The organism is Sphingobacterium mizutaii, assembly GCF_900187125.1.
Classification (GTDB): Bacteria; Bacteroidota; Bacteroidia; order Sphingobacteriales; family Sphingobacteriaceae; genus Sphingobacterium; species Sphingobacterium mizutaii.
The window spans coordinates 3,067,493-3,093,808 of the sequence record NZ_LT906468.1 but is presented as its reverse complement, the minus strand read 5'-3'; the positions used below and the strand labels follow the sequence as shown (position 1 = coordinate 3,093,808).

25 protein-coding genes and 1 tRNA gene are annotated in these 26,316 nt (G+C 40.2%); 14 read left to right on the top strand and 12 right to left on the bottom strand.

The genetic code is table 11. The features are described from left to right. Complete coding sequence (locus CKW03_RS13445; RefSeq protein WP_093098483.1) at positions 1-2,289, top strand: GH92 family glycosyl hydrolase; 2,289 nt, start codon at positions 1-3, stop codon at positions 2,287-2,289. Between the two features lie 70 nt (positions 2,290-2,359). Here the strand turns inward: CKW03_RS13445 and CKW03_RS13440 are convergent, their stop codons facing one another. The 6 genes from CKW03_RS13440 to CKW03_RS13415 all read right to left on the bottom strand — a co-directional run bounded on the left by CKW03_RS13440 (position 2,360) and on the right by CKW03_RS13415 (position 7,394). Continuing rightward, positions 2,360-3,016, bottom strand: a complete 657-nt coding sequence (locus tag CKW03_RS13440; RefSeq protein WP_093097870.1) for a hypothetical protein — start codon at positions 3,014-3,016, stop codon at positions 2,360-2,362. A 104-nt stretch (positions 3,017-3,120) separates the two neighbouring features. Further along, positions 3,121-3,627 (bottom strand): STM3941 family protein, encoded by a 507-nt coding sequence (locus CKW03_RS13435; protein ID WP_093097868.1) that lies wholly within the window; start codon positions 3,625-3,627, stop codon positions 3,121-3,123. A gap of 18 nt (positions 3,628-3,645) precedes the next feature. Continuing rightward, entirely contained in the window at positions 3,646-4,029 is a 384-nt protein-coding gene (locus tag CKW03_RS13430) for a DoxX family protein (protein ID WP_093097867.1), read from the bottom strand. 53 nt (positions 4,030-4,082) lie between these two features. After that, complete coding sequence (locus CKW03_RS13425; RefSeq protein ID WP_236736485.1) at positions 4,083-5,420, bottom strand: ankyrin repeat domain-containing protein; 1,338 nt, start codon at positions 5,418-5,420, stop codon at positions 4,083-4,085. A gap of 12 nt (positions 5,421-5,432) precedes the next feature. Beyond that, complete coding sequence (locus tag CKW03_RS13420; RefSeq protein ID WP_093097864.1) at positions 5,433-6,623, bottom strand: ankyrin repeat domain-containing protein; 1,191 nt, start codon at positions 6,621-6,623, stop codon at positions 5,433-5,435. An 18-nt stretch (positions 6,624-6,641) separates the two neighbouring features. Then, positions 6,642-7,394, bottom strand: coding sequence for a hypothetical protein (locus CKW03_RS13415; protein ID WP_093097863.1), 753 nt, complete (start codon positions 7,392-7,394; stop codon positions 6,642-6,644). A gap of 335 nt (positions 7,395-7,729) precedes the next feature. On the opposite strand from CKW03_RS13415, the gene CKW03_RS13410 reads away from it, so the two are divergent. Next, positions 7,730-8,518, top strand: a complete 789-nt coding sequence (locus CKW03_RS13410) for a phosphatase PAP2 family protein (RefSeq protein WP_093097861.1) — start codon at positions 7,730-7,732, stop codon at positions 8,516-8,518. A gap of 2 nt (positions 8,519-8,520) precedes the next feature. Here the strand turns inward: CKW03_RS13410 and CKW03_RS13405 are convergent, their stop codons facing one another. Continuing rightward, entirely contained in the window at positions 8,521-9,027 is a 507-nt protein-coding gene (locus CKW03_RS13405; RefSeq protein WP_093097860.1) for a hypothetical protein, read from the bottom strand. A 48-nt stretch (positions 9,028-9,075) separates the two neighbouring features. After that, on the bottom strand, positions 9,076-9,765 hold the full coding sequence (locus tag CKW03_RS13400) for a carboxylesterase family protein (RefSeq protein WP_093097858.1): 690 nt from the start codon (positions 9,763-9,765) through the stop codon (positions 9,076-9,078). A 214-nt stretch (positions 9,766-9,979) separates the two neighbouring features. Between CKW03_RS13400 and CKW03_RS13395 the strand changes: the two genes are divergently transcribed. From CKW03_RS13395 to CKW03_RS13380, 4 genes are all read left to right on the top strand, one after another. Continuing rightward, complete coding sequence (locus tag CKW03_RS13395) at positions 9,980-10,375, top strand: c-type cytochrome (protein ID WP_093097857.1); 396 nt, start codon at positions 9,980-9,982, stop codon at positions 10,373-10,375. Positions 10,376-10,389: 14 nt separating this feature from the next. Then, positions 10,390-10,665 carry an Rdx family protein gene (locus tag CKW03_RS13390; protein WP_169919008.1) on the top strand — a complete coding sequence of 92 codons (276 nt, stop codon included), beginning with the start codon at positions 10,390-10,392 and terminating at the stop codon, positions 10,663-10,665. A 104-nt stretch (positions 10,666-10,769) separates the two neighbouring features. Then, positions 10,770-11,996 (top strand): metallophosphoesterase family protein, encoded by a 1,227-nt coding sequence (locus tag CKW03_RS13385; RefSeq protein WP_093097855.1) that lies wholly within the window; start codon positions 10,770-10,772, stop codon positions 11,994-11,996. Between the two features lie 2 nt (positions 11,997-11,998). Beyond that, positions 11,999-15,040 (top strand): SbcC/MukB-like Walker B domain-containing protein, encoded by a 3,042-nt coding sequence (locus CKW03_RS13380; RefSeq protein ID WP_093097854.1) that lies wholly within the window; start codon positions 11,999-12,001, stop codon positions 15,038-15,040. A 106-nt stretch (positions 15,041-15,146) separates the two neighbouring features. Here CKW03_RS13380 and CKW03_RS13375 read toward each other — a convergent pair whose 3' ends face one another. Next, the gene (locus CKW03_RS13375; RefSeq protein ID WP_093097852.1) at positions 15,147-15,683 is read right to left on the bottom strand and encodes a DUF4890 domain-containing protein; all 537 of its coding nucleotides are present in this window, start codon (positions 15,681-15,683) and stop codon (positions 15,147-15,149) included. A 319-nt stretch (positions 15,684-16,002) separates the two neighbouring features. Between CKW03_RS13375 and CKW03_RS13370 the strand changes: the two genes are divergently transcribed. Next, positions 16,003-16,087 (top strand) — tRNA-Leu (locus CKW03_RS13370). A 47-nt stretch (positions 16,088-16,134) separates the two neighbouring features. Here the strand turns inward: CKW03_RS13370 and CKW03_RS13365 are convergent. Together CKW03_RS13365 and CKW03_RS13360 are read right to left on the bottom strand one after the other, a co-directional pair. After that, the gene (locus CKW03_RS13365) at positions 16,135-16,779 is read right to left on the bottom strand and encodes a hypothetical protein (RefSeq protein ID WP_093097851.1); all 645 of its coding nucleotides are present in this window, start codon (positions 16,777-16,779) and stop codon (positions 16,135-16,137) included. 220 nt (positions 16,780-16,999) lie between these two features. After that, positions 17,000-17,515: a DUF5362 family protein gene (locus CKW03_RS13360; protein ID WP_093097849.1), complete on the bottom strand. Its 516-nt coding sequence runs from the start codon at positions 17,513-17,515 to the stop codon at positions 17,000-17,002. A gap of 187 nt (positions 17,516-17,702) precedes the next feature. On the opposite strand from CKW03_RS13360, the gene CKW03_RS13355 reads away from it, so the two are divergent. The 5 genes from CKW03_RS13355 to CKW03_RS13335 all read left to right on the top strand — a co-directional run bounded on the left by CKW03_RS13355 (position 17,703) and on the right by CKW03_RS13335 (position 23,001). After that, positions 17,703-18,203 (top strand): hypothetical protein, encoded by a 501-nt coding sequence (locus CKW03_RS13355; RefSeq protein WP_236736483.1) that lies wholly within the window; start codon positions 17,703-17,705, stop codon positions 18,201-18,203. Between the two features lie 23 nt (positions 18,204-18,226). After that, positions 18,227-18,898, top strand: coding sequence for a GIN domain-containing protein (locus CKW03_RS13350; protein WP_169919007.1), 672 nt, complete (start codon positions 18,227-18,229; stop codon positions 18,896-18,898). A gap of 112 nt (positions 18,899-19,010) precedes the next feature. Next, positions 19,011-20,561 carry a glutamine-hydrolyzing GMP synthase gene (gene guaA, locus CKW03_RS13345; RefSeq protein ID WP_093097846.1) on the top strand — a complete coding sequence of 517 codons (1,551 nt, stop codon included), beginning with the start codon at positions 19,011-19,013 and terminating at the stop codon, positions 20,559-20,561. Beyond that, entirely contained in the window at positions 20,518-21,819 is a 1,302-nt protein-coding gene (locus CKW03_RS13340) for an ABC transporter substrate-binding protein (RefSeq protein ID WP_093097845.1), read from the top strand. The genes guaA and CKW03_RS13340 overlap by 44 nt, the downstream gene beginning before the upstream one ends. A 6-nt stretch (positions 21,820-21,825) precedes the next feature. Then, complete coding sequence (locus tag CKW03_RS13335) at positions 21,826-23,001, top strand: RsmB/NOP family class I SAM-dependent RNA methyltransferase (RefSeq protein ID WP_093097843.1); 1,176 nt, start codon at positions 21,826-21,828, stop codon at positions 22,999-23,001. Here CKW03_RS13335 and CKW03_RS13330 read toward each other — a convergent pair. Then, positions 22,998-23,465: a universal stress protein gene (locus tag CKW03_RS13330; RefSeq protein WP_093097842.1), complete on the bottom strand. Its 468-nt coding sequence runs from the start codon at positions 23,463-23,465 to the stop codon at positions 22,998-23,000. The two genes, CKW03_RS13335 and CKW03_RS13330, sit on opposite strands and share 4 nt — an antisense overlap. Positions 23,466-23,544: 79 nt before the next feature. On the opposite strand from CKW03_RS13330, the gene CKW03_RS13325 reads away from it, so the two are divergent. Continuing rightward, on the top strand, positions 23,545-24,309 hold the full coding sequence (locus CKW03_RS13325) for a C40 family peptidase (RefSeq protein ID WP_093097840.1): 765 nt from the start codon (positions 23,545-23,547) through the stop codon (positions 24,307-24,309). A gap of 754 nt (positions 24,310-25,063) precedes the next feature. Further along, the gene (locus CKW03_RS13320; RefSeq protein ID WP_095067887.1) at positions 25,064-26,281 is read left to right on the top strand and encodes an IS4 family transposase; all 1,218 of its coding nucleotides are present in this window, start codon (positions 25,064-25,066) and stop codon (positions 26,279-26,281) included. The last annotated feature ends 35 nt before the right edge of the window (positions 26,282-26,316 follow it).

The following is a 26,316-nucleotide window of genomic DNA, read 5'->3' as shown; positions in this document are numbered from 1 at the left end:
ATGAATTTTGCCAAAGTATTGGCTTTTGTGGTCATTCCGCTAATGTCGAATGCCCAACAGCCAAACTTGAGCCAATACGTCAAACCATTGATCGGAACTGCAAAAATGGGGCATACCTTTCCTGGGGCAACTGTTCCTTTTGGATCGGTACAGTTGAGCCCCGAAACCGATACCATCCCTTATGCGGTCAACGGACAATATACGGGTGATGTATATAAATACTGTGCAGGTTATCAATACGATGATCCAACCATTGTTGGTTTTAGTCATACGCATTTCTCTGGAACAGGACATTCCGACCTTGGGGATATTTTGGTTATGCCAACCCAAGGAAAGGTGCAATTGAATCCAGGGACCTCAGATCGGCCACAGGATGGATATAGATCACTATACAGTCACGATAATGAAGTTGCTGAGGCCAATTACTATAAGGTGAAGTTGGATAAGCATAATATCCAAGCAGAATTGACTACAAGCACCCGTGTGGGTGTGCATCGTTATACTTTTCCAGCTTCTGATCAATCCCATTTGATATTGGATTTGACTTCTGGCATTTATAATTATGATGGTAAAAATGTGTGGACAGTCGTTCGTGTGCTGAATGATTCCACTATTACTGGATATAGGCAGACCAATGGTTGGGCAAGGACCAGAACTGTATATTTTGCTATCGAGACTTCTAAAGCCTTTAAGAATTATGGTGCCAAATATTTGGATAAGAATGTGCAATACAAGGGTTTCTGGAGGAAATTCAACCAAGAGGATAATTTCCCGGACCTAGCGGCGCATAATATCAAAATGCATTTGGATTTTGATACCAAAGAAGGGGAGCAGGTCATGATGAAAGTAGCTTTGAGTCCAGTAAGCATGAAGAATGCCTTGGAAAATATGCAGGCAGAAACGCCAAACTGGAATTTTGAGGAGATCGTCAATAAAGGCAAATCAGATTGGAATAAAGAGTTGGAGAAATTTAAGGTTGATATGCTGAACAAAGAGGATCTAGTGAACTTCTATACCTCTGTTTATCATGCTAACCTAATGCCAACTGTATATATGGACCTTAATGGTGAGTACAAAGGCTTGGACCAAGAGGTACATAAGGCAGATGGTTTTACAAATTACACCTCTTTTTCTCTATGGGATACCTTTAGGGCTTTTCATCCTTGGTTGAATTTGGTCGATCCGAAGAGAAATGCTGATATGGTTTCATCCATGATGGCCCATCATGAGCAATCGGTATTGAATATGTTGCCGATCTGGTCGCATTATGCCAATGAAAATTGGTGTATGAGTGGCTATCATTCCGTATCGGTGGTTGTGGATGCGATCATGAAAGGCGTGTACAAGGGAGATGCGGAGGCGGCCTTGAATGCCTGTGTGCAGACTGCCAATGCAAGAAGATATGAGGGCATAGGCGATTATATCGATTTGGGCTATGTTCCGGATGATAAAAATGGCACTTCGGTCTCGAATACCTTGGAATATGCTTATGATGATTGGTGTATCGCACAATTAGCCAATAAATTGGGTAAGAAGGAGATCGCAGCAGAATTCAATAAGCGCGCTGAGAATTGGAAGAACCTATATGATGAACGCATTGGTTTTATGCGCCCAAAAGATAGCAAAGGTGTATTTAGAGAAAAATTTGATGTATTAGATACGCATGGACAGGGATTTATTGAGGGGAATACTTGGAATTATTCCTTGTATGTTCCACATCAACCGGTTCAATTGATGGAAACTATGGGTGGACAGAAGCGATTTGAAACTTATTTAGATTCCTTGTTTACCATGCACCTTCCTGATAAGTATTTTGAGAATACTGAAGATATCACGCGTGAGGGTATCATAGGGAATTATGTTCATGGAAATGAACCTTCACACTATGTTGCCTATCTATACAACATCACAAAAAGCCCTTGGAAGGCCCAAGAAAGAATCAGGCAGATTATCCGTAACCAATACCACAATGGACCTGCAGGTTTAGGTGGGAATGATGATTGTGGACAAATGTCGGCTTGGTACCTGTTCAGTTCATTGGGTTTTTATCCGGTTGCACCTGGAGACACCCATTATTGGTTAGGAAGCCCTTTAGTAAAGTCGGCTGAGGTACAATTGGAAAATGGCAAAACCTTGAAGGTATTGGCTAAAAACCAATCGGAGAAGAATGTATATGTGAGCAAGGTGTTGTGGAATGGGCTAGAAGTGAAAGACTTTAAGATTTCACATACTGATATTTCAAATGGGGGAGAGCTGCAATTTGTGATGGCTTCAAAACCTAGGAAATAATTAAGCACTTATAAAAATAACAAGGGGCAATGAATTTCATTGCCCCTTGTTTAGTTATGTAGTGTAATGTTTATTCAGGTAAATTCCCTAATGCTAAGTTATCCATGATCTTACCTACCTCGTCGATGCTGTATCCTTCTCCTTCGACTTTCATTAGGTACCTTTTTTTATGCAGCCATTCAATGGTTGAGGTTTGCCTATCATTGAATTTAGATTCTGTCAGTTTTGCTCTTTGACCTTTGTATTCCATTGTTTTTTCGGTCATATCATCAGTGATTCTTTCCGAATCCTGGTTGAATCCATAGAATGCAAGGCCAGTAATGGAGCTTGCTGCTTCACCCGCCCCATCTAAGATGGAGATTTCAATCGTTTTTGAAGCATCTTCGTTTTGGTAGGTCGCATTTGCACTGGAAACACCAATGGAAGCAGATTCACCAAGATTGATGGAGGTTCTTTTCAGACCTTCCAAGGTTTCAGGTAGCACCTTTTTTAATTCATCATTACTTACAGGAGTCTTTTCTTTTAAGGCGTTCATCTGCGCTTCAATGTCCTTCATTGCTTTCTCCAGGCCATTAAGACCTTTGATAGCTTCTCCGGCATTGCTTATGTTTTCGATGATTCCTGTATCTTCCGAATCCCCTTCTTCCTCTGATTTGCTAGATCCGCCGCAAGCGACAAATAGACTGCATCCCAGAACAAGTGATGCAAATAAAAACTGTTTTTTCATATTAGGATAGTTTTTGTGTCCTGCAAATCTAAAACAATTAGGTAGTTAGGGCTAGTAATTAATGGAAATTACCTGAATTCAGGTATCGATAAAGAGTAATTACCTTATAGATTTAAATATTTGCTAATTGCCTTGGACATTTCTTCCGGTGAACCATCGACCTCAGCTATGGAAATTCGGATGACCCCTTTCATCGCTTTTAGATAGGTATCTCGGACAAAGAAGCTCTTCATCCTGTCAGCATATTTCTGAGGATCTTTGACATAGATGTCCAAAAAGTTTCCGTTGAAATTGATGTCCACTAAATCGTCCCATTCAATCAACTCTGCTGCCTTGGCAACAGGGGTGGTGTTGGAGGTAATTCCATTGGTACCAATGCTGAGTGCGATTTCATCGGACTTTTTTCCAAACAGTTTCATGTAGGTGAATGCTCCAAAGCCCAACAGAGCGATAAAGATGCTGCCGTATTTCCCCATGGAAACCGCATAACTATTGGTATCTACGAACCATTTGTAATAGGCAAAGCCTAAGCCAGCGATTCCTAAAAGGAGGAAAATCATGGCCATATTGTTTAATTTTTTCTGACTGTATTTAAAATTTGTCAATTCCATTGTTCTGTATTTTTTATGTTAAACTTTGTCCACTGAATATTTTCCAGCACCCGTAAAGAATAGGCAAGCTGAAATGAAAAGCATGGCTAGGGCTGCTGTCATCAATTCTATAGAATCCCCATTAGGTAGATGAACCATGAAAATGGCGATCAAGAAATTGATGAAGATTAACACAGCAGAGAGTTTGGTTTGCCAACCGATCAATAACAAGAAACCGGCGATCATCTGAATACCAACCGATACTATTGCAGAAACTGTTGGGAAAGGGAATTTATTTTTTCCCAAAAAGCCAGCAAATTCCTGCATATGGTCCCAACTGATGAGGTTGTCAAATACCCCGTACATAAGCCTTAAGCCAATAAAGATCCGGATTAAGAGTAGTCCAATTGATATGTTGGTCATATTGTTCAATTTCCCTAAGCAACATTAATTCTGACAAAATGTTTTGCCTAATGTTAACCAGCCAATATTTTTTTCTTTTCTACATCAAATTCTTCCTGAGTTAAGATTCCTGCATCCAACAGGTCCTTTAGGTCCATCAACGCCTTTTTCTTATCGACAGGGGCGCTGCTGTTTCCAGCAGCTAGGCTTGGAGCTGCGGTATTTGGAGCTTCTTTTCCTTGGGTAGATCCAAATTGGATGAGCAGGGCAGTAATTTCATTGAATCCCTTGATGTTCGAGTAATCTATAGCTTTTTGTTCCTTTACATTGACCAATTGTGGATCTGCATGGTTTTCTAAAAGATATTTTAGCACATCTTTTTTGCCATTTGCTGCTGCGTAATGAAGTGCTGTATTCCCTGATTCATCTTGCATGTCAATGTTTGCGCCGCGTTCAATCAATAATTTGACCATGCTCAGGTGTCCATTTTTAACGGCATGTTGAAGTAAGCTCTCGCCGCCTTGGGATTCATTCACATGAAAATTGAACTGGGCATCAATGGAAAGATTATTGTTGGTCTCTACATAATCCAGATAACCATACATTGCCTGGCTGTTTCCAGATACAGGTCTGCTGTGGTTTACATCTAGGCCATTATCAAGAAGCAGGGATACGATTTCTTTTTGGTTGTGGGAACATGCATACCAAATAGGGGAAACGCCTTCAGCACTGCTGATTGAGACGTCTGCGCCATTGTCCAAAAGGTTTTTTACCATGGCTTTGTTGCCTTCATAACAAGCGACCAAGATTGCTGATTCACCAAATTGATTGATCTGGTTGACATCAGCACCATTTTCCAATAGTAAATCAACCATTGGTAGGTGTCTGTTTTTTACCGCCATCAATAGCGGGGTGTTCCCAGATTTGTTGCTGATGTCAGGGTTTGCTCCATTTTCAAGTAGAATTTTTGCAGCTTCCAGGCTTCTGTTTAATACCGCTAACATTAATGGGCTTTCGGTATTGTTGTTCAGGGTATTGACATCAAGACCTTTTTCGATCAGTGTTTTTAGAACGTCTGCTTGACCGGTAGATGAGGTTAAATGGACTAAACTATTTCCTTTCAGGTCATTAATGTCCACTCTTGCACCTTCATCAATGAGATAAAGAGCCGTTTGTTTCTGTTTCTGTAGGCATGAAAAAAACAGGGGTGTTTCGCCTTGTTGATCTTCATAATCAAGCTCGGCACCCTTTTCTGTCAAAAGCTTTACCAAGTCAAGGTAGCCTCGATGTGCGGCGTAATGCATTGCAGTACGGCCTTTTTCATCGGTATATTTGACATCTACTTCATTGTTTTCCAATAGTAATTCGGCTATTTTTCTTTTTCCGCCTTCGCAGGCGATGATAAATGACATGGACATAATTTCTTAGTTTTCTTTTTGTTGAGCGATTAATAGCAATTCGACTGTTTTTCCTTTTAAATTGTCTTCAGAGGCAATCGCCATGGCAGATTGTTCCTTGTTGTTCAAGATGCTGGCAGTAGCACCATTATCCAGTAAGAATTTTACTTTTTTGTAAGTTTCTTTAGCGTCATTCTGGTCATAATTGCTGTCTTTCATGACAACCTTGTGTAATAGGGTGTTACCTAAGTCATCCTGTTCGTTGATCTCCGGCTGGGCCTGTTTGAATACTTGTTCGAAGAAAGGAGATTTTTTCTGTGCAATCCAGTCCCAAGCAGAAACTGGTTTTCCATAGTGTGGGGCTGTGTTATTTAGATCTGCTCCATCTTCAATCATCTGCAAGATCAATTCGGTGTTTTCAGCGCCGTCAATCATCCTGAGATGGTTGTGCAGAGCTTTTTCTCCATTTTTGTTAGTTTGCTCAAAATCCATGCTTTCATATTCTGAAAGTTTCTTGTACTGCTCCGCATCATGTTTATGGGCAACCGCAATAAAGAAAGCCGAATTGCCTTCATTGTCCTGCTGATTAGGGCTGGCTCCATTCTGCAATAGGTTTTCAAGGACATGGTATTTATTGTTTTCCATGGCAATATGTAAGGGGGTTTTGCCCACCTTATTTGTTTCGTTAATATCTAAGCCTTCGCTTAAGAATATTTCGATATAACGGTTTATATGTTCAGGAGTTATGCCATGTTTCCTGATGCTAATATTTAATAGATTGTCCTCTGCTTGGTTCTTGAAATCCACCCTACATCCGGCATCGATCAAGGCTTGGATAATTGCTGGGTCCGCTGCGCTTTCTACTGCGAAACTGATCAGCGTTTGGCCGGAAACCTCATCATTGATATTTTCCGCTTGTCCCATTAGGTCGGTGAAAAATGAAATAAATCCTTCATCAGGGTTTTTCACCTTGACCAGTTTTGAAAAGATGCTGTCGTCAATTTTGTCGAGCATATAGATGTCTTTCTCGATTTCATTGTTCTGTAGCATTAAGCTAATAAGTTCATAGCCTTTTTTTCGGATAAGGGTATCGTATAGTTGGGAATAATCGTAAGCATGCTGGCTATGAGGGATTCTTTCGCCTTGATTGTACAATTCAACAGCTTTGCTGATATCTCCGCTGTCGATGGCTTGAATGAGGGGTGTCTTTTCAAACATAGAGTGTAGTTTTATATGTTAATGTATTTCGTTTTTAACTGATTTAGTCATGTCATATAGCTCTGAAGCCGGCCAAGGACTCCAAATTATTAAAACGTTGTTTTGGAGATTTGCTGTATCTCTGACGATATTAATTATTCTCTGTTTTAACAGGAGGGCAAGGGGTTCATCTGGATTTGTTAGGAAATGCCTGGAAATAAGTTCCTGATCCGGCGCAGAAAGTGTGATCCTGATTTCTTGGTCAATGGCCTCGATAGAGAGGAATTGAGCGGGTTTGATCAATGCCTCCTGCTTGATTTGTATGTTCTGCGGCATGAAACTATCAAATGCTTTGACGATGTAGAGGCCATTTGGACGATTTACTGTGAAGAATTCAAAAGGTCGGGTCTGATTAGGTGTACCGTTAATTTGGACCCCGGAAAGTAATCTATTGGCTTCTAGGTAGATTTCATCATAAAAGTCTTCGATTAATTTCTCAAATGATTTAAATTTTAACTTATCGTATTCATAGATAGAATCGGCATCCATGTCCTTGAATTTCTGGAGTTCTGCTTCCTGATAGATTTTCTTTAGCAGTTCTATTAGTCGCTCTTCAATAGCTGTATCTGCATATTTCAATTGATAGCCTGCGAAGGTTTCTGTATTTCTTGTGTATTCAGGTAAGTTTTCCAGTCTATAGGCATCAATTGCCTCAAAGAATTGCTCTGAAACGCCCATAGTCTCTAAAAACTTTGTTGCATCGCCATTTTCTGATTTTTGGATATCGCTCATGTAAAATCAATTAGAATCATTTCTGTTTAGCTGAATTATCTTAAAGCTAAATGAAGAACGGCTTAAATGGTAGAAAAAATGTGCCAATGTATGGTTGATTTATATAATTGCACCAGTTTTTAAAAGATTGGGGATTGTTTTGCTTAACTAACAGTGATTTGTTTTTTGCTTTTGACGTGTAGATAATAAGTGACTTAAGAAAAAATACCTTGTTATAGGTATTTCTATTGTTGTGGTTTAATAATAAATTAGCTCTAATAATACTATGTTTAGTAATAGGAAAAAGTATTATTAAAATAATCAATTATTATTTCATGACCTAATTTATTTCATGGATGGAGCTACTTCTGAAGTACGGAGCAATCTTATTACGCTTAATGCTACTGTTTGTTTTGCATTTCAATGGGCAATGCTGTTTCTGTCAACAAGACAGTGCCTTTGTCCAAAACATGCCGGTAAAAAAAAGAGGTTTGCCAGATGTAATATTTAATGAGGAATTGTTGGCTCCGATTGGTTTTATTAGCTACGGTATTGCTTCAGTTAAGAGTCCTTATTTGCAGAAGCAGAATCACTTAATCCGAGATAATCTACAAGCCGATAATCCAATTAGGATAAGAATTGATGATTTTACCCAATATGCTGCTACGGGATCTTATTTTGCATTTGATCTCATGGGAGTCAAGGCAAAGCATAACTTAAAGTCCAGGTTGTTTGTTGCCTCAGTTGCCCATATCATCATGGGAAGTACGGTGAACCTGATGAAAAAGAGTGTGCCTATCCTAAGACCTGATTTTTCTGCATCCAATTCATTTCCTTCTGGCCATACCGCTACGGCATTTGTTGGTGCTGAATTGATCTGGCAGGAATATAGGCATCAGTCTATTTGGTATGGGGTTGGGGCCTATACCGTCGCTGTGGGTACTGGCTTTTTTAGGATGTACAATAATCGCCATTGGTTATCTGATGTGGTCATGGGGGCAGGGATAGGGGTGTTAAGTACCAAGATGGCTTATTGGATGCTGCCGCGACTGGAAGATCGGCTCCAAAAACGTAAAAATCCATTTCTATTGATGCCTTCCTATAATGGAAAACAGTTTATGCTGTCCTTTGCTGCTAATCTGTAGGTCTAAAGATTGATGCTGTCGTAAGCCCAATGCAAGAGTGCCTGTCTTTGTTTGGGGCGGCATTGGAAATCTCCGAAGGTACAATTTCCCTTGACTTGGGCAATATGTCTTTTAAATGCTTTCCAACGTTTGATCTGTCTTTCATCATCTTCAGATCTTCTACCCATAAAGTATCGGCAATACCATTGGAACCATCCGCGGGGGTCCTGAGGGTTTATCCAGCCTTTTCTTTTCCATTCAGCTAGGGGTTGGGAAGCCTTTATTTTAAAGAAGTTTAGATTCGGGTCGCCGGCTTTGCTATCTCCATGATATAGCTTTGCTTTTTCAAACCATTCCTTTGGGAATTCAGATTGGCAATCATTCAGGTACTTTCCGTTGAATACGCCAAGTTCAAGCATTTCCTGTGGACTTAGTTGAGGTTGGAATTCAGGGTGGAAGTTTTTGCCCATAGGTTCTGTAAGCTCATAAGAATAGTCTTTTTGCATACTGTCATGGACCTGGATTAGCATAATGTTATTTTGAAGTAGATGTTTAATAGAAGTTATTCAAATATCTGATTATGAGCCTTTGCTATGTTTGAACATGAAGTCGTAAATCTTTTCACCATGAAATAAACGTTCTACACTACCATGTGTTCCTCCCGGAATGATAGTGAGGGTGGCATCGGCGTTTTTATTGCATTTTTTGATGGCGTTGTAGATCTTCTTGGATTCAGAAGCCGGTACAGCCCGGTCTGCGCTTCCATGTTGGATCCATAAAGGCACTTGGGTCAGGTTGCAAGCATAACTCACGGTTCCACCACCACAGATAGCAACTGCTGCAGCAAAGCGATCTGGGTATTTTCCTGCGACATCCATGGTTCCATAACCGCCCATGCTCATGCCACAAACATAAACTCGATGTTCATCGGCAGGGTAATCCTTCAGTACAGCATCCAATACATCGATAACTTTGTCTGGATCCCATCCATTGGAGGTCTGTGGTGCCACAATAATGGCTTCTAAGTCTTTTCCTCTTTCAATTGCCCTAAGTACGCCATATCGTTTGACACGGTTCAGATCGTGGCCAGAAAGACTGCGGCCATGGAGAAAGACAATGACTGGAAGTTTTTCGTTCTTATCTATGTTATCAGGTGTTCTAACCCAGTATGAATAACCAGTTTTGGATTTAATCGCTTTTAGTTGAGCGGAAGACGAAAAAGTCATCCCTAGAATTAAGCAGGTTAAGAGCAAAAAATGTTTGTACATAGCTATCGTTTCATGTTTTTGGCAAGAAGAGAGGCTTCGAGCCGGCTTGAATCAGTTAAAAATCAAGGCTCGCAAGATAGAAACAAAGAAGTTTTAAACCAAATGCTGTGGCGTAAGTATTTGTGTAGTAATATTGTATATTTTTTCATGACATTTATATTACAATTCTATGTATTTTTTATTAAATTGCTGAACCATTAAAAATCAAAGAGATATGAAGAGAAAAGCTATCACACTGTTAAGTTTATTTGCCCTGGTCATTGGCCTGAGTGCATTTCATATAGGGGGACAAGAGGAAAGACCTCAGAATTTAAAGGTTCTTCCAAAGAACATCAGCCTTGAAGAGTTGGATAGCACCATGAAATCCTTCAATATGGCCTTAGGCGTGAAATGTAATCATTGTCATGCTCCTAAACCGAATGGAGAGAAGGGTTTAGACTTTGCTTCTGATGCTAATCCGAAGAAAAATATTGCAAGACATATGATCAAAATGACGAAACAGATCAATAAAAAGCATTTCAACCGTGCTTATGATGGAGTGGTTTACAATATATCCTGTAATACCTGTCATAATGGAAAAACGGAAGCATTTACTGTTGTTAAACAATAATTTAGGTTAATTTATTGAAAGCAATAGTTCGCATAACTTATTGTCCCAAATGTGGTTGGATGCTACGAGCTGCTTACATGGCTCAAGAGCTTCTGACCACTTTTGTTGAGGACCTGCACTCGGTGAATCTGGAACCTAGTGAGATCAATGGTCGTTACACGGTTTTCGTGAATGATGAAATAATTTTTGATAGGAAAAAGGAAGGTCGTTTCCCGGAAATCAAAGAACTTAAGCAATTGGTTCGCAATAGGGTTAATCCCGAAAAAGACCTCGGTCACTCCGACCGTTAAGGTATTCAAGAGGGGATAAGACCCCAAAATCTTTCACATTTCTTAACCCTTTACAAAAAGAAAAATCTGTATTTTTAACTTTCACCATCACAGATTTATCGTAAATGCGCATATTACATACAGCAGATTGGCATCTGGGTAAAAAGCTTGATTTCTTTTCTCGGATTGAGGAGCAAAAGGAAGTTTTGGACGAAATATGTCAGATTGCCGATCGCGAAGAAGTTGACCTCGTTGTCGTTTCTGGAGATCTTTATGATACTTTTAATCCCCCAGTAGAAGCAACCGAATTACTTTACCGTACCTTAAAGCGACTTTCCAAGAATGGGAAAAGACCGGTTATCGCCATTGCAGGCAACCATGATTCGCCGGATCGTATTGATTCGCCCGATTCATTGGCCAGGGAATTGGGGATATTCTTTTTTGGACAACCGAACCTGAAGATAAATCCCATTACCGTAGAAGACAGTTTTGATGTAATAAGGGTGGATGAGGGCTTCTTGGAGATCAAACTTCCTAAGTATTATTATCCCATCCGGATATTGAGCACCGCCTTTGCGAATGAAATCCGCCTGAAACAATACCTTGGCGATACGGATAAGGCTACCCAACTGCAGGAGCTTTTGAAAAAGAATTGGCAGGAAACGGCTAATCAATATTGTGATAATTACGGGGTGAACCTATTGACCACTCATCTTTATATGCTGAAGAGAGGGGCTGAAATGCTGGAAGAACCTGAAGGGGAAAAGCCGCTCCGATTAGGTTTCGCGGATCTCGTGTATTCTGATAGTATTCCCGCGCAAGTACAATATACAGCCTTAGGGCATTTACATAAGTTCCATGAAATCGGTCAGGGAACAGCTCCTGTGATCTATCCTGGAAGTCCATTGGCTTATTCCTTTTCGGAAAGCGGGCAAAAGAAACAGGTGATCATTGTGGATTTAGAGCCTAATAAGATTGCTCAATATAGGACTGTGCATCTGGAAAAAGGGAGGCCATTGGTTCGGATGCGTTTCAATGATATCGACGAAGCGGTGAAATGGTTGCATGATAATCCCAATGCTTTGGTCGAGCTTACTTTGGAGTCTGATAATTTTTTAAGTTCCAGCGATTTAAAACGCGTTCATGAAGCACATAATGGGATTATCCATGTTATTCCAGTGGTAAGTAAGAAGCAGGAACTGCAAAGTGGGCGATCGAGTGTAAACCTAGATCAAGACATGAAAGACCTGTTCAAGGATTATTTCAAATCGAAATACGGACAGGAACCTAATGAAGAATTAATGACCCTATTTAACGAGGTCGCAGCAAATACCTTAGAAAAAGAAGATTAAGTATGTTGCCATTATTTTTAAGTATTGAGGGGTTATATTCCTATCAAGAAAAACAATCTATAGATTTTTCAGAACTTACGGAAGCGGGATTATTTGGAATCTTCGGTAAGGTGGGGTCTGGGAAATCATCCATATTAGAGGCTATCAGTTTTGCGCTGTACGGTGATACCGAGCGCTTGAACAAGACTGATAAACGAGCCTATAATATGATGAACTTAAAGTCTAATCAAGCGATGATAGTCTTTGAGTTCCTGAACTTTGAAAAACGAAAATTCCGCTTTGTGGCCCAATGGAGGCGAAGGAAGAATTTTGATGATACTACTCCGATCGAGCGTACGGCCTATGAATGGATTGATGGACAATGGGTGCCGATGGAGTCTGCTGATGGGGCATTAGTAACGAATTTATCCTATCCTAACTTCAGAAGGACCATTATCATTCCGCAAGGTCAGTTTAAGGAGTTTTTAGAATTGAAGGGTAAGGATCGTTCCGAAATGATGAAGGAGATCTTTTACCTGAATAAATTTGATTTGGGTCCTAAAGTGGGCTTTCTTCAAGCAGGTAACAACCGTAAGCTTGAAAACCTAAAAGGTGCCCTGTCTGGTTTTGAAAGCATTTCGACAGAAGTCCTCAATCAAAAGAAAATTGAGGTGGAAGAGGCTAAAAAGACCTTGGAGGTTACTCGAGCCGATTTTCAAGAGTTGCAGCAAAAAGTCCAGTCTCTTCAAGAATACAAGGACAAAGGGATCGAGCTGCAGCAAAAGGAAGCTCAGTTCAATGACCTGAATAGCAAAAAGGAGCGAGTTCAACAGCAAGAAGCTGAAGTCAACCGCTATGAAAGGACTTCTCAGGCTTTTAAAGAGCCATTGAATTACCTGCAATCGCTAAATATAGAACGTGAATCCTTGATCCATAAGATTGAGAATTTTCAGGTGGTGAAAGAGCGTCAATTGCAGGAAATTGATGTGATTGAAAAGGAGATTGCTTCTGTTCAACATGATTATCTGAACCTAAATGTGTTCAGGGCTAAAACAGAAGATTATAAAAGGCTTATCCAGATCAAAGAGAACGATAAGAAGGAAAAGGAACTGGAGACTCGATTGACCAAAGGTACTCCCTTTGTGGAGAGGACCAAAGAGGCTGAGGTCAATCTTTCTAAGAAGTTGGAGGAGACTGAGAACAGGCTGGAAGCATTGAAGTCAGAGAAAATTGATACTTCCCAGCTGATTGAAATGGAGAAATGGTATCATAAGAAGGATACCATCGAGCAACAACAAAAGAACTCCAACAAACTCTTGGAGCAATTGGCGCAAGAGGTTGATGTGGAGCAGGCTCTTTTCAATAAGTTAGGTTATACCGAGGATAACTGGGAGCAGATGATCGGGAATGAGCTGAAATTGATTGAAAACGATTTGAATAAGCTGCGGGAGCAAGAAACCCATCTGCAGGTTCAAGCGAAGTTGAGTCGATTTGCTACCGAACTACAATCTGGAATGCCTTGTCCGCTTTGTGGAGCATTGGATCATCCTGAACCCATGGTTGCAACGCATGTGCAGGAAGAGTTGAATAAGATTACCCAAGAGAAATATAATTTGGATGGAAAGCGGACCGAATTCCAAAAGCTGAAAGAACAGCTTACGAGGACCAGTATTTCCTTGCATACCAAAAGGACCAGTCTAGACCAATTGCAGAAAGATAATGATGGCCATTCTAGTAATCTGAATGAGCATCTGTCGGCATTTTCATGGTCTGGTTATTCATCAGAGGATACGGATGCATTTGAGGCGCAGAAAGAGCGTGTGAAGCAAAGCGAACAAATCACCTCTGGATTAGAGGCTGAGATCAAACAGATGCGTCAGGATCTGCAGAAGAGTAGGGAGAACATCCAAAAATTTGAAAAAGAACTTGATGCCATCAAGGCTGAAATAGCTGTTGTGAAAGGCGTAAGCCTGCATAGCAAGAATTCCCTGCAGCAAGTGAACTTTGAGGAATTCTCAGAAATCGATCTTGATGAGGTGAAAAGATTGAAGTTGCACCTTGATCAACGCGTTGTGCAGATTGAGAGTGATTACCTGACTTTGAACCAGAAATTGAATACCTATAAAACTAAATTGGCGGAGATTGCTGGTCAATATAGTGCTGCGAAAGAACAATTGAGCAATTTCAATCAGCAGATCAAGGTGAGGCAAGAACAACTTGCCAAATTATTGCGTGAGTATAAGTTTGCAGATATTACGCAAGTGCAGCATATTATCCAAAGACCAATGCCAGTTGATCAATTGCGTAAGGAATTTCAGCAATTCTATGTGAGATTAGAGGTCTTAGAGACGCAGATCAATTCCTTAAAAGACTTTTTGAAGGATAAGGACTTTTCAGAAGAGGAGTTAGAGACCAGCAGTAAGTTGTTTGAATTTAAGAAAGAAGAGCTCGAATTGCAATTGTCATTAACAGGTGGATTGGAGAAAGAATTGGCGCATCTGACTTTAGAAATTGGTAAGAAAGAGAAGCTGATGGAGGAGTTTGATCAACTGAATGCTCGAGGTGCTAATTTAAAGGTGCTAGAAAACCTATTTAAAGGAAATGGTTTTGTGAATTATGTATCGAGCATCCATTTAAGGCAGATGTGTGAAATGGCGAACGATCGCTTCCACCGATTGACCAGAAACCAGCTGAGCCTTACTATCAATGAAAATAATGAATTTGAGGTAATTGATTATCTCAATAATGGTTATAGGCGTTCGGTGAAGACCTTGTCAGGTGGTCAAAGCTTCCAAGCATCGCTATGCTTGGCATTAGCCTTAGCTGAAAACATTCAATCACTGAATAAGTCTGATAGAAACTTCTTCTTTATTGATGAAGGCTTCGGTACCCAAGATTCAGAAAGTATCAATACGGTGTTTGATACCCTACAATATTTACATCATGAAAATAGGGTGGTGGGTATTATTTCGCATGTTGATGAGCTGAAGGAAAGGATTCCAAGGTCTGTCTCTGTGGAGAAGGACCAGGAAATGGGTTCTAAACTAAAAGCTTCGTGGAATTAGCCAATTCCATTGAAAAGCCATAAAAATATGAAGGCCCCGTAATAAGCACGGGACCTTCATCAATTAAACATATAACCACTAACTAATAAAAAACCTTAATCTCTATTTAGCCATTTGAACTTTCTACACTTGTAGTTTCTTGCGCTGGTTTTTCCACTGGCTTACGGTCCATGTCCCTACGTTTCATCTGACGATGCTGTGGTCTGTCGCCACGGTCCATTCTGCCCTTGCGGTTTTCAGCCATTTTATTCTTTAATATTTCTTGCTGCTCAGGAGTCAACAGTTTCATGAATTCATCACGTTCAGCCTTCATTTCATTTTTGCGAGCCTCACGATCAGCTTTTCTAGTTTCTTGTTTTTCCTTCCATTTCTTAGCTTGATCTAAGTTGTAGGTATAAACATCTTGTTTTTGTTTATCCGTAAACTTCAATTCTTTGTCCAAGCGATCAGTTTTCATCTTTGCGATTTCCTCTGGGGTTTTGTTCATCATCTTACCCATTCTGTCTCCGCCACGGACATGTTTTCTATGTTTCATCTCTTGGCGAACCTCTGATCTTTCTTTCTTTACGCTATCTTGTGTCTGTGCAGAAGCTGCAAAGCTTAAACCAGCAAATAAAGCAGCAAATGTTAATATCTTTTTCATAGTCTATCTATTTTTATTGTCCTTTTATTCTTTGAGCAATTCTGAGTGAAAACGTTTAAATCGAGTTTAGTTAAAGTATGTTAACGGATTCAAGATTTTGTCAGTTTCCTTTTTCGTTTTGCTTATTAGTAAGATGAAAAAGAGGGGGGATGGTTTATTTTGCACGATGTTAAATATTGTTAATGCAACCAATTGATGGTTTTTGGAGGGCTTTTGAAAAATAAATTGGCTAAAAATCAGTTAGTTTAGCGATGGGAGTAATTTTATTTTTGGAAAATAAAGGAGAGTACCTATATTTGCATCGTTCCAAAGGGAATAAGCCCAGGTGGCGGAATTGGTAGACGCGTTGGTCTCAAACACCAATGAAGCAATTCGTGCCGGTTCGATCCCGGCCCTGGGTACCAAAGAAAAGCTCATCATTCGATGAGCTTTTTGTTTTTTTAAGACCTTTTTATTGAACCGATTCAAATGGTGGCGGTTTCGGTTTCGAATCTGGTAATTTCGTATTGATATCCACAATGGCTACCCCGGTTGGCGAGGAATGGTCGATTACATATTGACCCGAAAGGACGATATAGAAATCCTCACTGCCGCCTGATCCACCGGCGCCACCACCAGACCTTGTAATAAACCCATTTACACTAGGCATATATCCTTTGGAAAGACTGTCTATGTATTTTTTTGCATCATACTTGTAAATCAAACCCCCAGGGACAGTCCCTAAAACCACAACGAATTTATTCCCATCCGCATGATAATCCATAAAGCTAGATCGACCGGTAACTGGACCGGTTACAGGGCTCCAAGGAGAGTAATCCGGATAATCAAACTTGTTTGTAGGGTGAGTGAACATGGTGCTATAATCTAGGCCACCTGCATAACCTGTGGTGTAAGTTTTCGTTGTGCTGTTGAAATAAATTTTAGCCGATTTTAGAGTACCTGATACATCACCCGGCAGTTTAGCCTTGGTGTTCTTAGCGTTTTCTTTGGCCTGGTCGCCTTCAGGGGTGGGGATTTGTTCTTTTTGACAAGAACTAGCTGCAATGAGACCGAATAGGAACATTGCTTTCGTGATAATTGAAATGTATGTCTTCATAATCTATTGTTTATCATAAGTCTATGTATATAAAACATAGAATTTTAATCAATGTTTTTAAAGATGTTCTTGAGAAGATTCTTTTGATAATACGAGTTATATTTTAGCTATTCTGGTCAATAGGTTGTTGTGCTCAATAGCCAAGTATGAGACACAAAAAAAGAGGTTCAGCAATTGCTAAACCTCCTTCTTCATATTTCTAAGTATAGTTTATTAAAAATTACAATCCCCCGCCTCCAGACATTTCCGATAGAACGCCTGTGGCCAGTAGGCCAAAGAAGCTCAATAAATAGAGTCCTAGCATAATAATGGCCAAGATACCTATGAATTTATAGTGCTTTTTGAGAAAATTAAATGCTGTCGTCAGTTGATCTGAATTGCGCATATTGATCGCATCTTGGAGGTTCTTCGCAAACTTATATAACCATAAAATCGGAGCGAAGTATAAACCAATCATAATGATCATCATGAGAAGGAAAGGGATCATGGCGAAGGCATTAACTTGTTCACGACTTGTAGAACTATTTCCGATAAAATACAACATCATGAAAAAGGCCACCACTAAATAAAAGGCCATTCCAATCATGCCGAGTATTGACAGGAATTTTGCCCATTTTGAAGTTTCTCGCAGATACTCAATGGCGACAGGTCCAATTTTCAAATCATAGTTGGAATAGGGATTGTTCTGCGGATTGATATTGTCTGCTTGCTCAAAGCTGTTTTCGTTGTTTTCCATAAGTTAGTTTTAAGGTTATTAATTTTTACACTACAATTTACTAATAATTTTTGGCGCAGGGTTAAATTTTTATTCTCAGTAGGGAAAAAATCAGTTTTCCGTTCATTAAAATTTAGCTGAAAGTGTTAAAATTTATTCTACTTGGCCTGTTTTTTGTAAATTAATGGAAGATAAACCATTTTTAATTATGATGAGAATAATGATTTTAGCCATTGTTCTGTTGATTTCCAATGAGATACGTTCTCAAGACTTGGATTTGAACAGCGTTCGAAATGATTTTAACAAAGGGGTCAAGGATGAGGATTTGTGTAAAAGGCACTTAGAGGCCTTGGAAGAAAATGCGGACTCACCGGTTGAACGCGGATATGCCGCTGCGTTTCATATGTTCATGGCCAAACATACTTCTAATCCATTCAAAAAGATGAGTTATTTCAAGGATGGGAAAAACAAGTTGGAAAAAGAACTCAAGACCAATCCCAATAATGTCGAGCTTCGGTTTATCCGTCTTAGTATCCAATACCATATTCCCAAATACTTAGGCTACCATAATGAAATAGAATCTGACAAGGATTTTGTGATGAACAATCTTTATAAGATGTCGGACAAATTCACTAAAGAAAAAATTTACAAATATTTAAAGGGTGCAAATATGTATACTCAGGACGAATTAGCGTTATTAGGTAGGTAAATATCTATATTAGCGTTATGAAGATGAAATACATTTTATTATTTGCAGTATCCATGTTAATTCATTCGGTGCAGGCTCAAATCAAGCAGAGCATCAATGAATTTTCTGTTCTAGAAGTGACCGATAGGTTATGGGTGAGCGTAGTTCCAAGTGATAAGCATGAAATCGTGATCAATGGCGAGTTGGCAGACAAGGTGGAAGCCGTATATTCAAAAGGAGAGCTTCGCTTAAAGATGAAAGGCAGTCATATCATGCAGGGAAATCAAGCCAATGTGGTGGTGTATACCCCTTCCGTTTCTAGTATCATTGCCAAAAAAGGTTCCGAAGTCAATATTGAGGAGAGCGCGATTGAAGAAGAGGCGATGATCTTCACAGCTACAGAGGGCTCTAAAATCAGAGCATACATTAAGTCAGTAGGGGTTGATGTTTCTTCCAATACAGGTTCGTCCATTGACCTATTGGGCTCAGCAACCAAGTTGAATGTCACGACCACTGCAGGCGGTAACTTCTATGGGAAGGACCTGAAAACAGAGATAGTACATGTTCGGGTCAATGCCGGTGGAAAAACCGAGGTCAATGCTTCAGAATCCGCTGATGTTGAGACTAGAATGGGTGGTACGATTGATGTCTATGGCAATCCTAAGAACAAAAGAGACAAGAAAATCGCCGGTGGAAAGATCGTTTTCCATCAGTAAAAATTAAGAATTTTTATGAAAGCAAGCATTGATTCAATGCTTGCTTTCTTTTTTACGTCAATAAGTTAACATTTCCTCTGATAAATTGTGTATTGATTTGTAACTTTGCGCCATGTCAGAAAAAATTATCATTCTCGATTTTGGATCGCAATATACCCAGTTAATTGCGCGTCGCGTTAGGGAACTAAATGTATACTGTGAAATTCACCCATTCAACAACCTTCCAGAATTTGATGGATCTGTAAAAGGCGTGATCTTTTCAGGTAGCCCTTATTCAGTGCGTCAAGAAGACGCCCCTCAGATAGACTTCAAGGCCATTCAGGAAAAATTCCCATTATTAGGAGTTTGTTATGGTGCGCAATACATCGCTCAGCATTCCAATGGTGAGGTTCTTCCTTCTGAAATCCGTGAGTATGGTCGTGCTAATTTGCAGTTTGTTGATCAAGAGAATGATTTATTGAAAGGCATACCAACCCAATCTCAAGTATGGATGTCACATGGTGATACCATTAAAGAGGTTCCAGCAAACTTCAAGATTGTCGCAAGTACCGATAAAGTACGCGTGGCGGCTTATCAAATCGAAGGAAGCAAAACCTACGGTATCCAATTCCACCCCGAAGTAACGCACAGTACAGATGGCCAAGTGTTATTGAAAAACTTTGTTATCGATATATGTGGATGTACCCAAGACTGGACTGCTGACGCATTTGTTGAAACTACAGTATCAGAACTTAAACAGCAACTAGGTAATGACCATGTTATTATGGCTTTATCGGGTGGTGTTGACTCTACCGTTGCTGCGGTATTATTGCACCATGCTATTGGCGATAAATTGCACTGTTTCTTTGTAGACCATGGATTATTACGTAAGGATGAGTACGATCAAGTATTGGCTTCTTACAAAAACATGGGCTTGAACATCAAGGGTGTTAATGCCAAAGACCTATTCTATTCTAGATTGGCGGGTGTATCAGAACCAGAACAAAAACGTAAGATCATCGGCGCATCTTTTATCGATGTTTTTGATGAGGCTGCGAAAGAAATACAAAAAGAATTGCCGGATGGCACTGAAGCAAAATGGTTGGGTCAAGGAACTATCTACCCAGATATTATTGAGTCCATTTCAGTGAAAGGCCCTTCAGCAACCATTAAATCACACCATAACGTAGGTGGCTTGCCAGACTACATGAAATTGAAGGTGATCGAGCCTTTGAAGACTTTATTTAAAGATGAGGTCCGTCGTGTTGGAAAGTCATTAGAAGTTGATCCAGCGATCCTTGGAAGACATCCTTTCCCAGGTCCAGGATTAGCAATTCGAATTTTAGGTGATATTACGGAAGAAAAGGTACGGATTTTGCAAGAAGCTGATGACATTTACATTCGTAACCTGAAAGAATCAGGTTGGTATGATAAGGTTTGGCAAGCGGGAACTATCTTCTTGCCGGTTCAGTCAGTTGGAGTGATGGGGGATGAACGTACCTATGAACACGTAGTAGCGCTTAGAGCTGTTGGTTCCCTTGATGGAATGACAGCTGATTGGATTCATTTGCCTTATGATTTATTAGCTAAAATTTCAAACGAGATTATTAATCATGTCAAAGGAATCAACAGAGTCGTATATGATATCAGCTCAAAACCACCAGCAACAATTGAGTGGGAATAATAATTTGAAAAACTTTTATAGAGGTACCCTTGCCGCGTTGTGCTTAGGTGCTGTCCTTGCAGTCAGTTCTTGTTCGCCGAAAACTACAGGCGGAGTCTTGAAAAACCCAAATGTATATGGCAATAAAGACAGGGATGCAGGAAAGAACACATCTGAAAACGATAAGAAAGAGGATTCCAAAAAAGATGATAATGTAAAAGCATCCGAGCAAGCCAATAGCATTGCTCTGCTTTTACCTTTTCAACTGAATATGATTGCCAACGAAAACGTGGTGGAAGCCGATGTGAAGCGTTCTGCATTAGCATTGGATTTTTACCAAGGTTTCCAGTTGGGGGTAAATGAGGTTGCCAAAAAACCTGGTGATTTCAACATCAAGGTGATGGACACGCAGGATAATGAGATGAAAAACATCAGTATCGCTGCTTCTAAAGAGGTGGAAAACGCAAGCTTAATTGTAGGCCCAGTTTACCCTAAGGAAATCCGTTCTTTTGCCAAAGGCAATAAGAACAATAAAGTCCTTCAGGTCAATCCTTTGGCAGCTACCATGCCTACCGAATTCAATATCTCCAATCTGGTTTCATTAACTCCTCCAATCCGCATCCATATGCGTGCAATTGCCGAAGAGATGACGAAAAAATATATGGACAATGATGTAATCATCGTGTTTGATGCAAGAGATACCGATCACCGTAACTTCATTGCCGGATTTGATGAGGAAATCAAGAAATTGAAGCCTATGGCGAAAATCGTCCATGTTACTTCAGTCGCCCAATTGAAACAGACCATTCCTGACCTAGGGACAGCATTTGTGATCAGCGGAACAACTGAGAAAACCCAATTGCGTTCCCTTGTGACTGCATTGGATGATAAGGTTGGCGAAGGTTATGCCATTCGTTTATTCGGGCACCCACTTTGGTCACGTGTTGATTTTAGACCATACGATAACTTCTACCGTATGGATCCTACCATCAGCTCTGAAAGCCACTTAAAAGTGTGGAGTTCTGACGTTCAGAATTTCAAGAAAAACTATAAAAACTCCTTTAAAGTTGACCCATCTGACTTTGCCTATAAAGGTTATGATGCAGGTAAATATTTTGCGACCTTGTTGAGCAAATACGGAACTGGATATGCTGAGAAGGTAGTTGATGAGAAATACTCCGGAATCTTCAGTGATTACCAGTTCAATTACAATCCAACTTGGGGATATGTAAACCAAGCAGTAAAAATAAGGACCTACCGAAACGGTTCTTTTCAATAAGAAGCATTGGAAATCAATAGCAAAAGAGTACAGCAGCAAGTTCGCAACTTCGAACGTACTATCAACGAATATCAATTTAAGGAACCTTTCTCTAGGTTCTTATCTCAATTTTATAAGAATAACAGACAAATGGGTTCATCCGATAGAAGGATGAACTCACGGTTCTGCTATAACTTCTTCCGTCTAGGGAAAGCCTTTTCCGATCTGGATCTTTCCGAGAAACTTAGCATCGCTGAATTTCTTTGTGAAGAAAACTCTGCCGTAGTGCAGGTTTTCCAACCCGAATGGTCCGAAAAGATCAATTTGGATATTGAAGAGAAAGTGAACTTTATACAATCCAAGTATGGTGACTTTCTAGAAGAGGTGTTCCCATTTACAGCTTATCTATCTCCCAGCATTGCTAAAAAAGAGTTTATCCTTTCCCACTTTATTCAGCCCAATCTGTATATCCGTATCCAAAAGGGTATGGAAAGCAAGGTGAAAAAGACCTTGGAAAAGAATGAAGTCCCTTTTGAAGAGCTTGCCGCACAAACACTTTCTTTACCTAATGGAACCAATCTTCAACAGATCAAATCCATAGATGGTGATTATGAGGTGCAGGATCTATCTTCGCAACATAGTCTCAATGAGCTAGAGGTAGTTCCTTGGAGCTCTTGGTGGGACTGCTGTGCAGCTTCTGGAGGTAAGTCACTTTTATTGCTGGATAAGGAACCAAATGTTAAATTATTGGTTTCTGATATCCGGTTGAGCATTCTTAGGAATCTGGATGAGCGCTTTGAGAAAGCCAATATCAGAACCTATTTTCGCAAGAAAATATTAGACCTGAGCAAACCCGTTGACCATATCATGGGGGAGGAGTCATTTGATGGAATAATATTGGATGCACCTTGTTCCGGATCAGGAACATGGGGAAGGACCCCTGAAATGCTTCAGAAGTTTACGAGCTATGAATTACAAAGGTACTCAGACTTGCAAAAACAGATCGTGAAGCATGTCGTTCCATTCCTTAAGCCTGGAAAAACATTGTTATACATCACTTGTTCTGTTTTTGAAGCCGAGAACGAAGAAGTCAGCAAATACATCTCCGATACCTTAGGATTGCAGTTAGTGGTACAGCATCCCCTTATCGGCTATGATAAAAAAGCAGACTCTATGTTTGTAGCGAAATTTGTAAAAGCTTAATCGCAGTTTAACGGGATTACCAGTACAGGGCAACTTGCTTTTCTGATCAAGGCTTCCGAAACGGATCCTGAAAGGAAATGGTCAAAGCCTGTCCGGCCATTATTGCCCATGATTATTAAATCCGCTGTCCATTCTTTTGCAACCTGCAAGATTTCGTCGCGAACATCACCCACACGATTAAAGGTAAATGTTTCAGAGGCGCCCTGAAATTCCGTAGCTAACCTATTTAGGAATTCCTGAGATGCTTGTTGCTGTATTTCGGATACTTCAGGAACAATAATCGGTTGCTGACCTAATAGCGGGTCCACACCATAAGATGTTGGCGAAGTGGGAGGTACGACAGTTACTAAAGCAAGGGCAGGATGTATTTCTTCAACAATCTCTCTTGCATAGTCGATGGCACGACGGGAACAAGGGGTTTCATCGATAGCTAATAATATTCGATTGAACTTTTTTGTAGTCATGATATTTAGATTATAATGTATATCTAATATATAAAAAACGATTAAATTAGCTTAATTGTTTTATAAAACAGCATATTTTATGGCATTAGGAATTTGTGTTTTAAGTTCGATCTCGGTACTCGAGTCTCCAAAGTTTTCATCCAATCGTGTTTATGAACTTTTATTTGCTGAAGCTTTCAGCATCATAGAGCGACAAAAGTCTTGGGCATTGATCCAGCTTCCAGATTCAGAGATCCAAGGTTGGATTATGGAAGGCCAATTCGAATTGGTTGAAGAGATTATCCCAGCAGATTATATCATTGATGAGGTGGGAGGCTATGCCGTTGCCGGCGAGAACAAAACCATGCAGATCCATCATGGAAGCCCCATTCCTGAGAATAAAAGCATCATAACGGCTGTAGACAATTACAAGATCCTTTCCGATCTCCGTGATACCGAAGAAGGTTATGAAGAAGAAAGAGATCGCGAACAATTGGAAAACTTCGTAGCAAGCTACCTGAACACCCCATTTTCCTATAAGGGAAGAACAGTACATGGCATCGACAATATTGGCCTATGCGGCTTATTTTATCGTCATTTCGGCCTTGAGATCCCGAAAGACATCCCAGGCATCCTCCAATTAGGCACATCCATCGATTTTATCTCAGAAATAAGAGGTGGCGATCTAGCTTTTTTCATCAACGAACAAGGCGAAGTAGACCATCTTGGAATCATAATTTCCGATGAAGAGATCCTACACGTCGTAGAAAAAGTACGTATCGATTCCATCGACAACGAAGGGATCTATAACCACGACCTCCAACAAACAACCCATAAGTTGAGGATAGTTAAGAGGGTTTTGTAGACAAAAGACAATAAACATAAGACAATAGACCTTTCTGGGGGGCAAATCAGGTGTTATTGTTCTATTGAATATCGGCCGGTTTTGTAGGGGCTTATTGCATAAGCCCGTTATCTTTAAAAATTGCGGACCTGTAGGTTGTTGGAAATAATAACGAAATCAAAAATAATTCATGGAGCTGGCGGGCGAATTCAATTCGCCCCTACAGTATAGGTGCATGCTAGACAAGATCTTGGCCAACTTGCAATCCCAATTGAGCATGAACCCCGAGCGGAGTCGAGGGGGAGTTGAATCCCATCCCAGATCTACGTTCTGGGGGACAAATCAGGTATTATTGTTTAATTGAATATCGGCCGGTTTTGTAGGGGCTTATTGCATAAGCCCGTGATCTTTAAAAATTGCGGACCTGTAGGTTGGCGGAAATAATAACGAATTCAAAAATAATTCATGGAGCTGGCGGGCGAATTCAATTCGCCCTACAGTATAGGTGCATGCTAGACAATATCTTGGCTAACATGCTATCCTTTTTAGGCATGAACCCCGAGCGGAGTCGAGGGGGAGTTGAACCCCATCCCAGATCTCATATCTCATATCTAAAAAAAAGCGACCCTAAAGCTAGTCATGGTCGGAAGATTTTCTTCCGACTTTTTTGTTTTTTATATGTGCAAAAAATAATTTTACAATTACCTGATAATCAAATAATTAACTTGTTTTTGTCGTTTAAATTTTGTATGTTTATACTGATAATCAAACATTTATGTCAGTATTCAATGACCACAAAGTTTCCCTTAGTCAGGTTCTGGATTTCATTCCCGAGGCGCTTTTAAGCCATCTTTCAGCGACCACCAATGTTGACCACTATAGTAAAGTGCTCCATGGGAGGAAAATGTTCTATCTGCTTTTATTCTGCGTCTTTGACAACGATAGATTGAGCCAGAGGACACTTGAGGACACTTTTAACAGCAGCGGCTTTAAGGCCCTGTTTGGATTGGGGGAAGAAGAAAAAGTTCGCAGGAGTTCTATCTCCGAGAGACTTTCCAAGATCGACCCCAGTTATTTCAAAGAAATCTATGAGCAGATGTATTTGCGGCTTGCGAAATCTTATAATAAAACGGAGATAGCCAAGTACAACCTGATACGAGTTGACAGCACTATTGTTGCCGATGCCTGCTCTAAGTTAAAAGAGGGGATTGACCAGAAAAGCGGCAAGAAATTAGTGAAATTCAGTTTTTCATTTGATGGCATCTTACCTTCGGGAGTAGAGGTATTTACAGGCCAGAAATACTCTTCCGAAGAGTCCGCACTCCCGGAAGCTGTTTTAAAACAAGTAAGAAAAGAAGAGCATCACGGCAATGTTTATGTCATGGACAGGGGCCTGCAATCAACACGGTCAATGAAAGAATTTGAGGAAGGGTCTGTGAAATTCATCATTCGTTCGAAAGATAACAGAAAATTTGAAGAGATTGAATCATTTCTTGACGAGAAAGAATCTCCCAAATGGGATGATTGGGAAGTGCTGAAAGACAGCAAGGTAAAGCTTTACACTGGAAGCCCCGTCCAGAACAAACGGGGCAAACTGCATTACCGGCAAGAGAAAGTAGAAACCTTATTCCGTTTGGTGGTCATCAGGAACCAAAAAACGAACAAAGAATTCTGGTTTCTGACCAACGAATTTAAACTCTCTGCCAAGGAAATTTCTGATTATTACAGAAAGCGGTGGGACATTGAAGTGTTTTTCAGGTTCCTGAAACAGGAACTCAACCTAAGTCACCTGGTTTCAATGAACAAGAACGGGATTGAAGTGATGGTCTATATGACAATGATTGCAGCGATGCTTTTGTTGATCTACAAAAAAGCCAATAATGTGGGCTACAAAACCGCTAAAAGACGAATAGCCATGGAGCTCCGGGATATGATAACTGCTATTCTAATCATATTTGCAGGAGGCGACCCAGGTAAAGTTTTTAAAACATAAAAAATGGTCGGAATTTCTTCCGACCATGACTACCC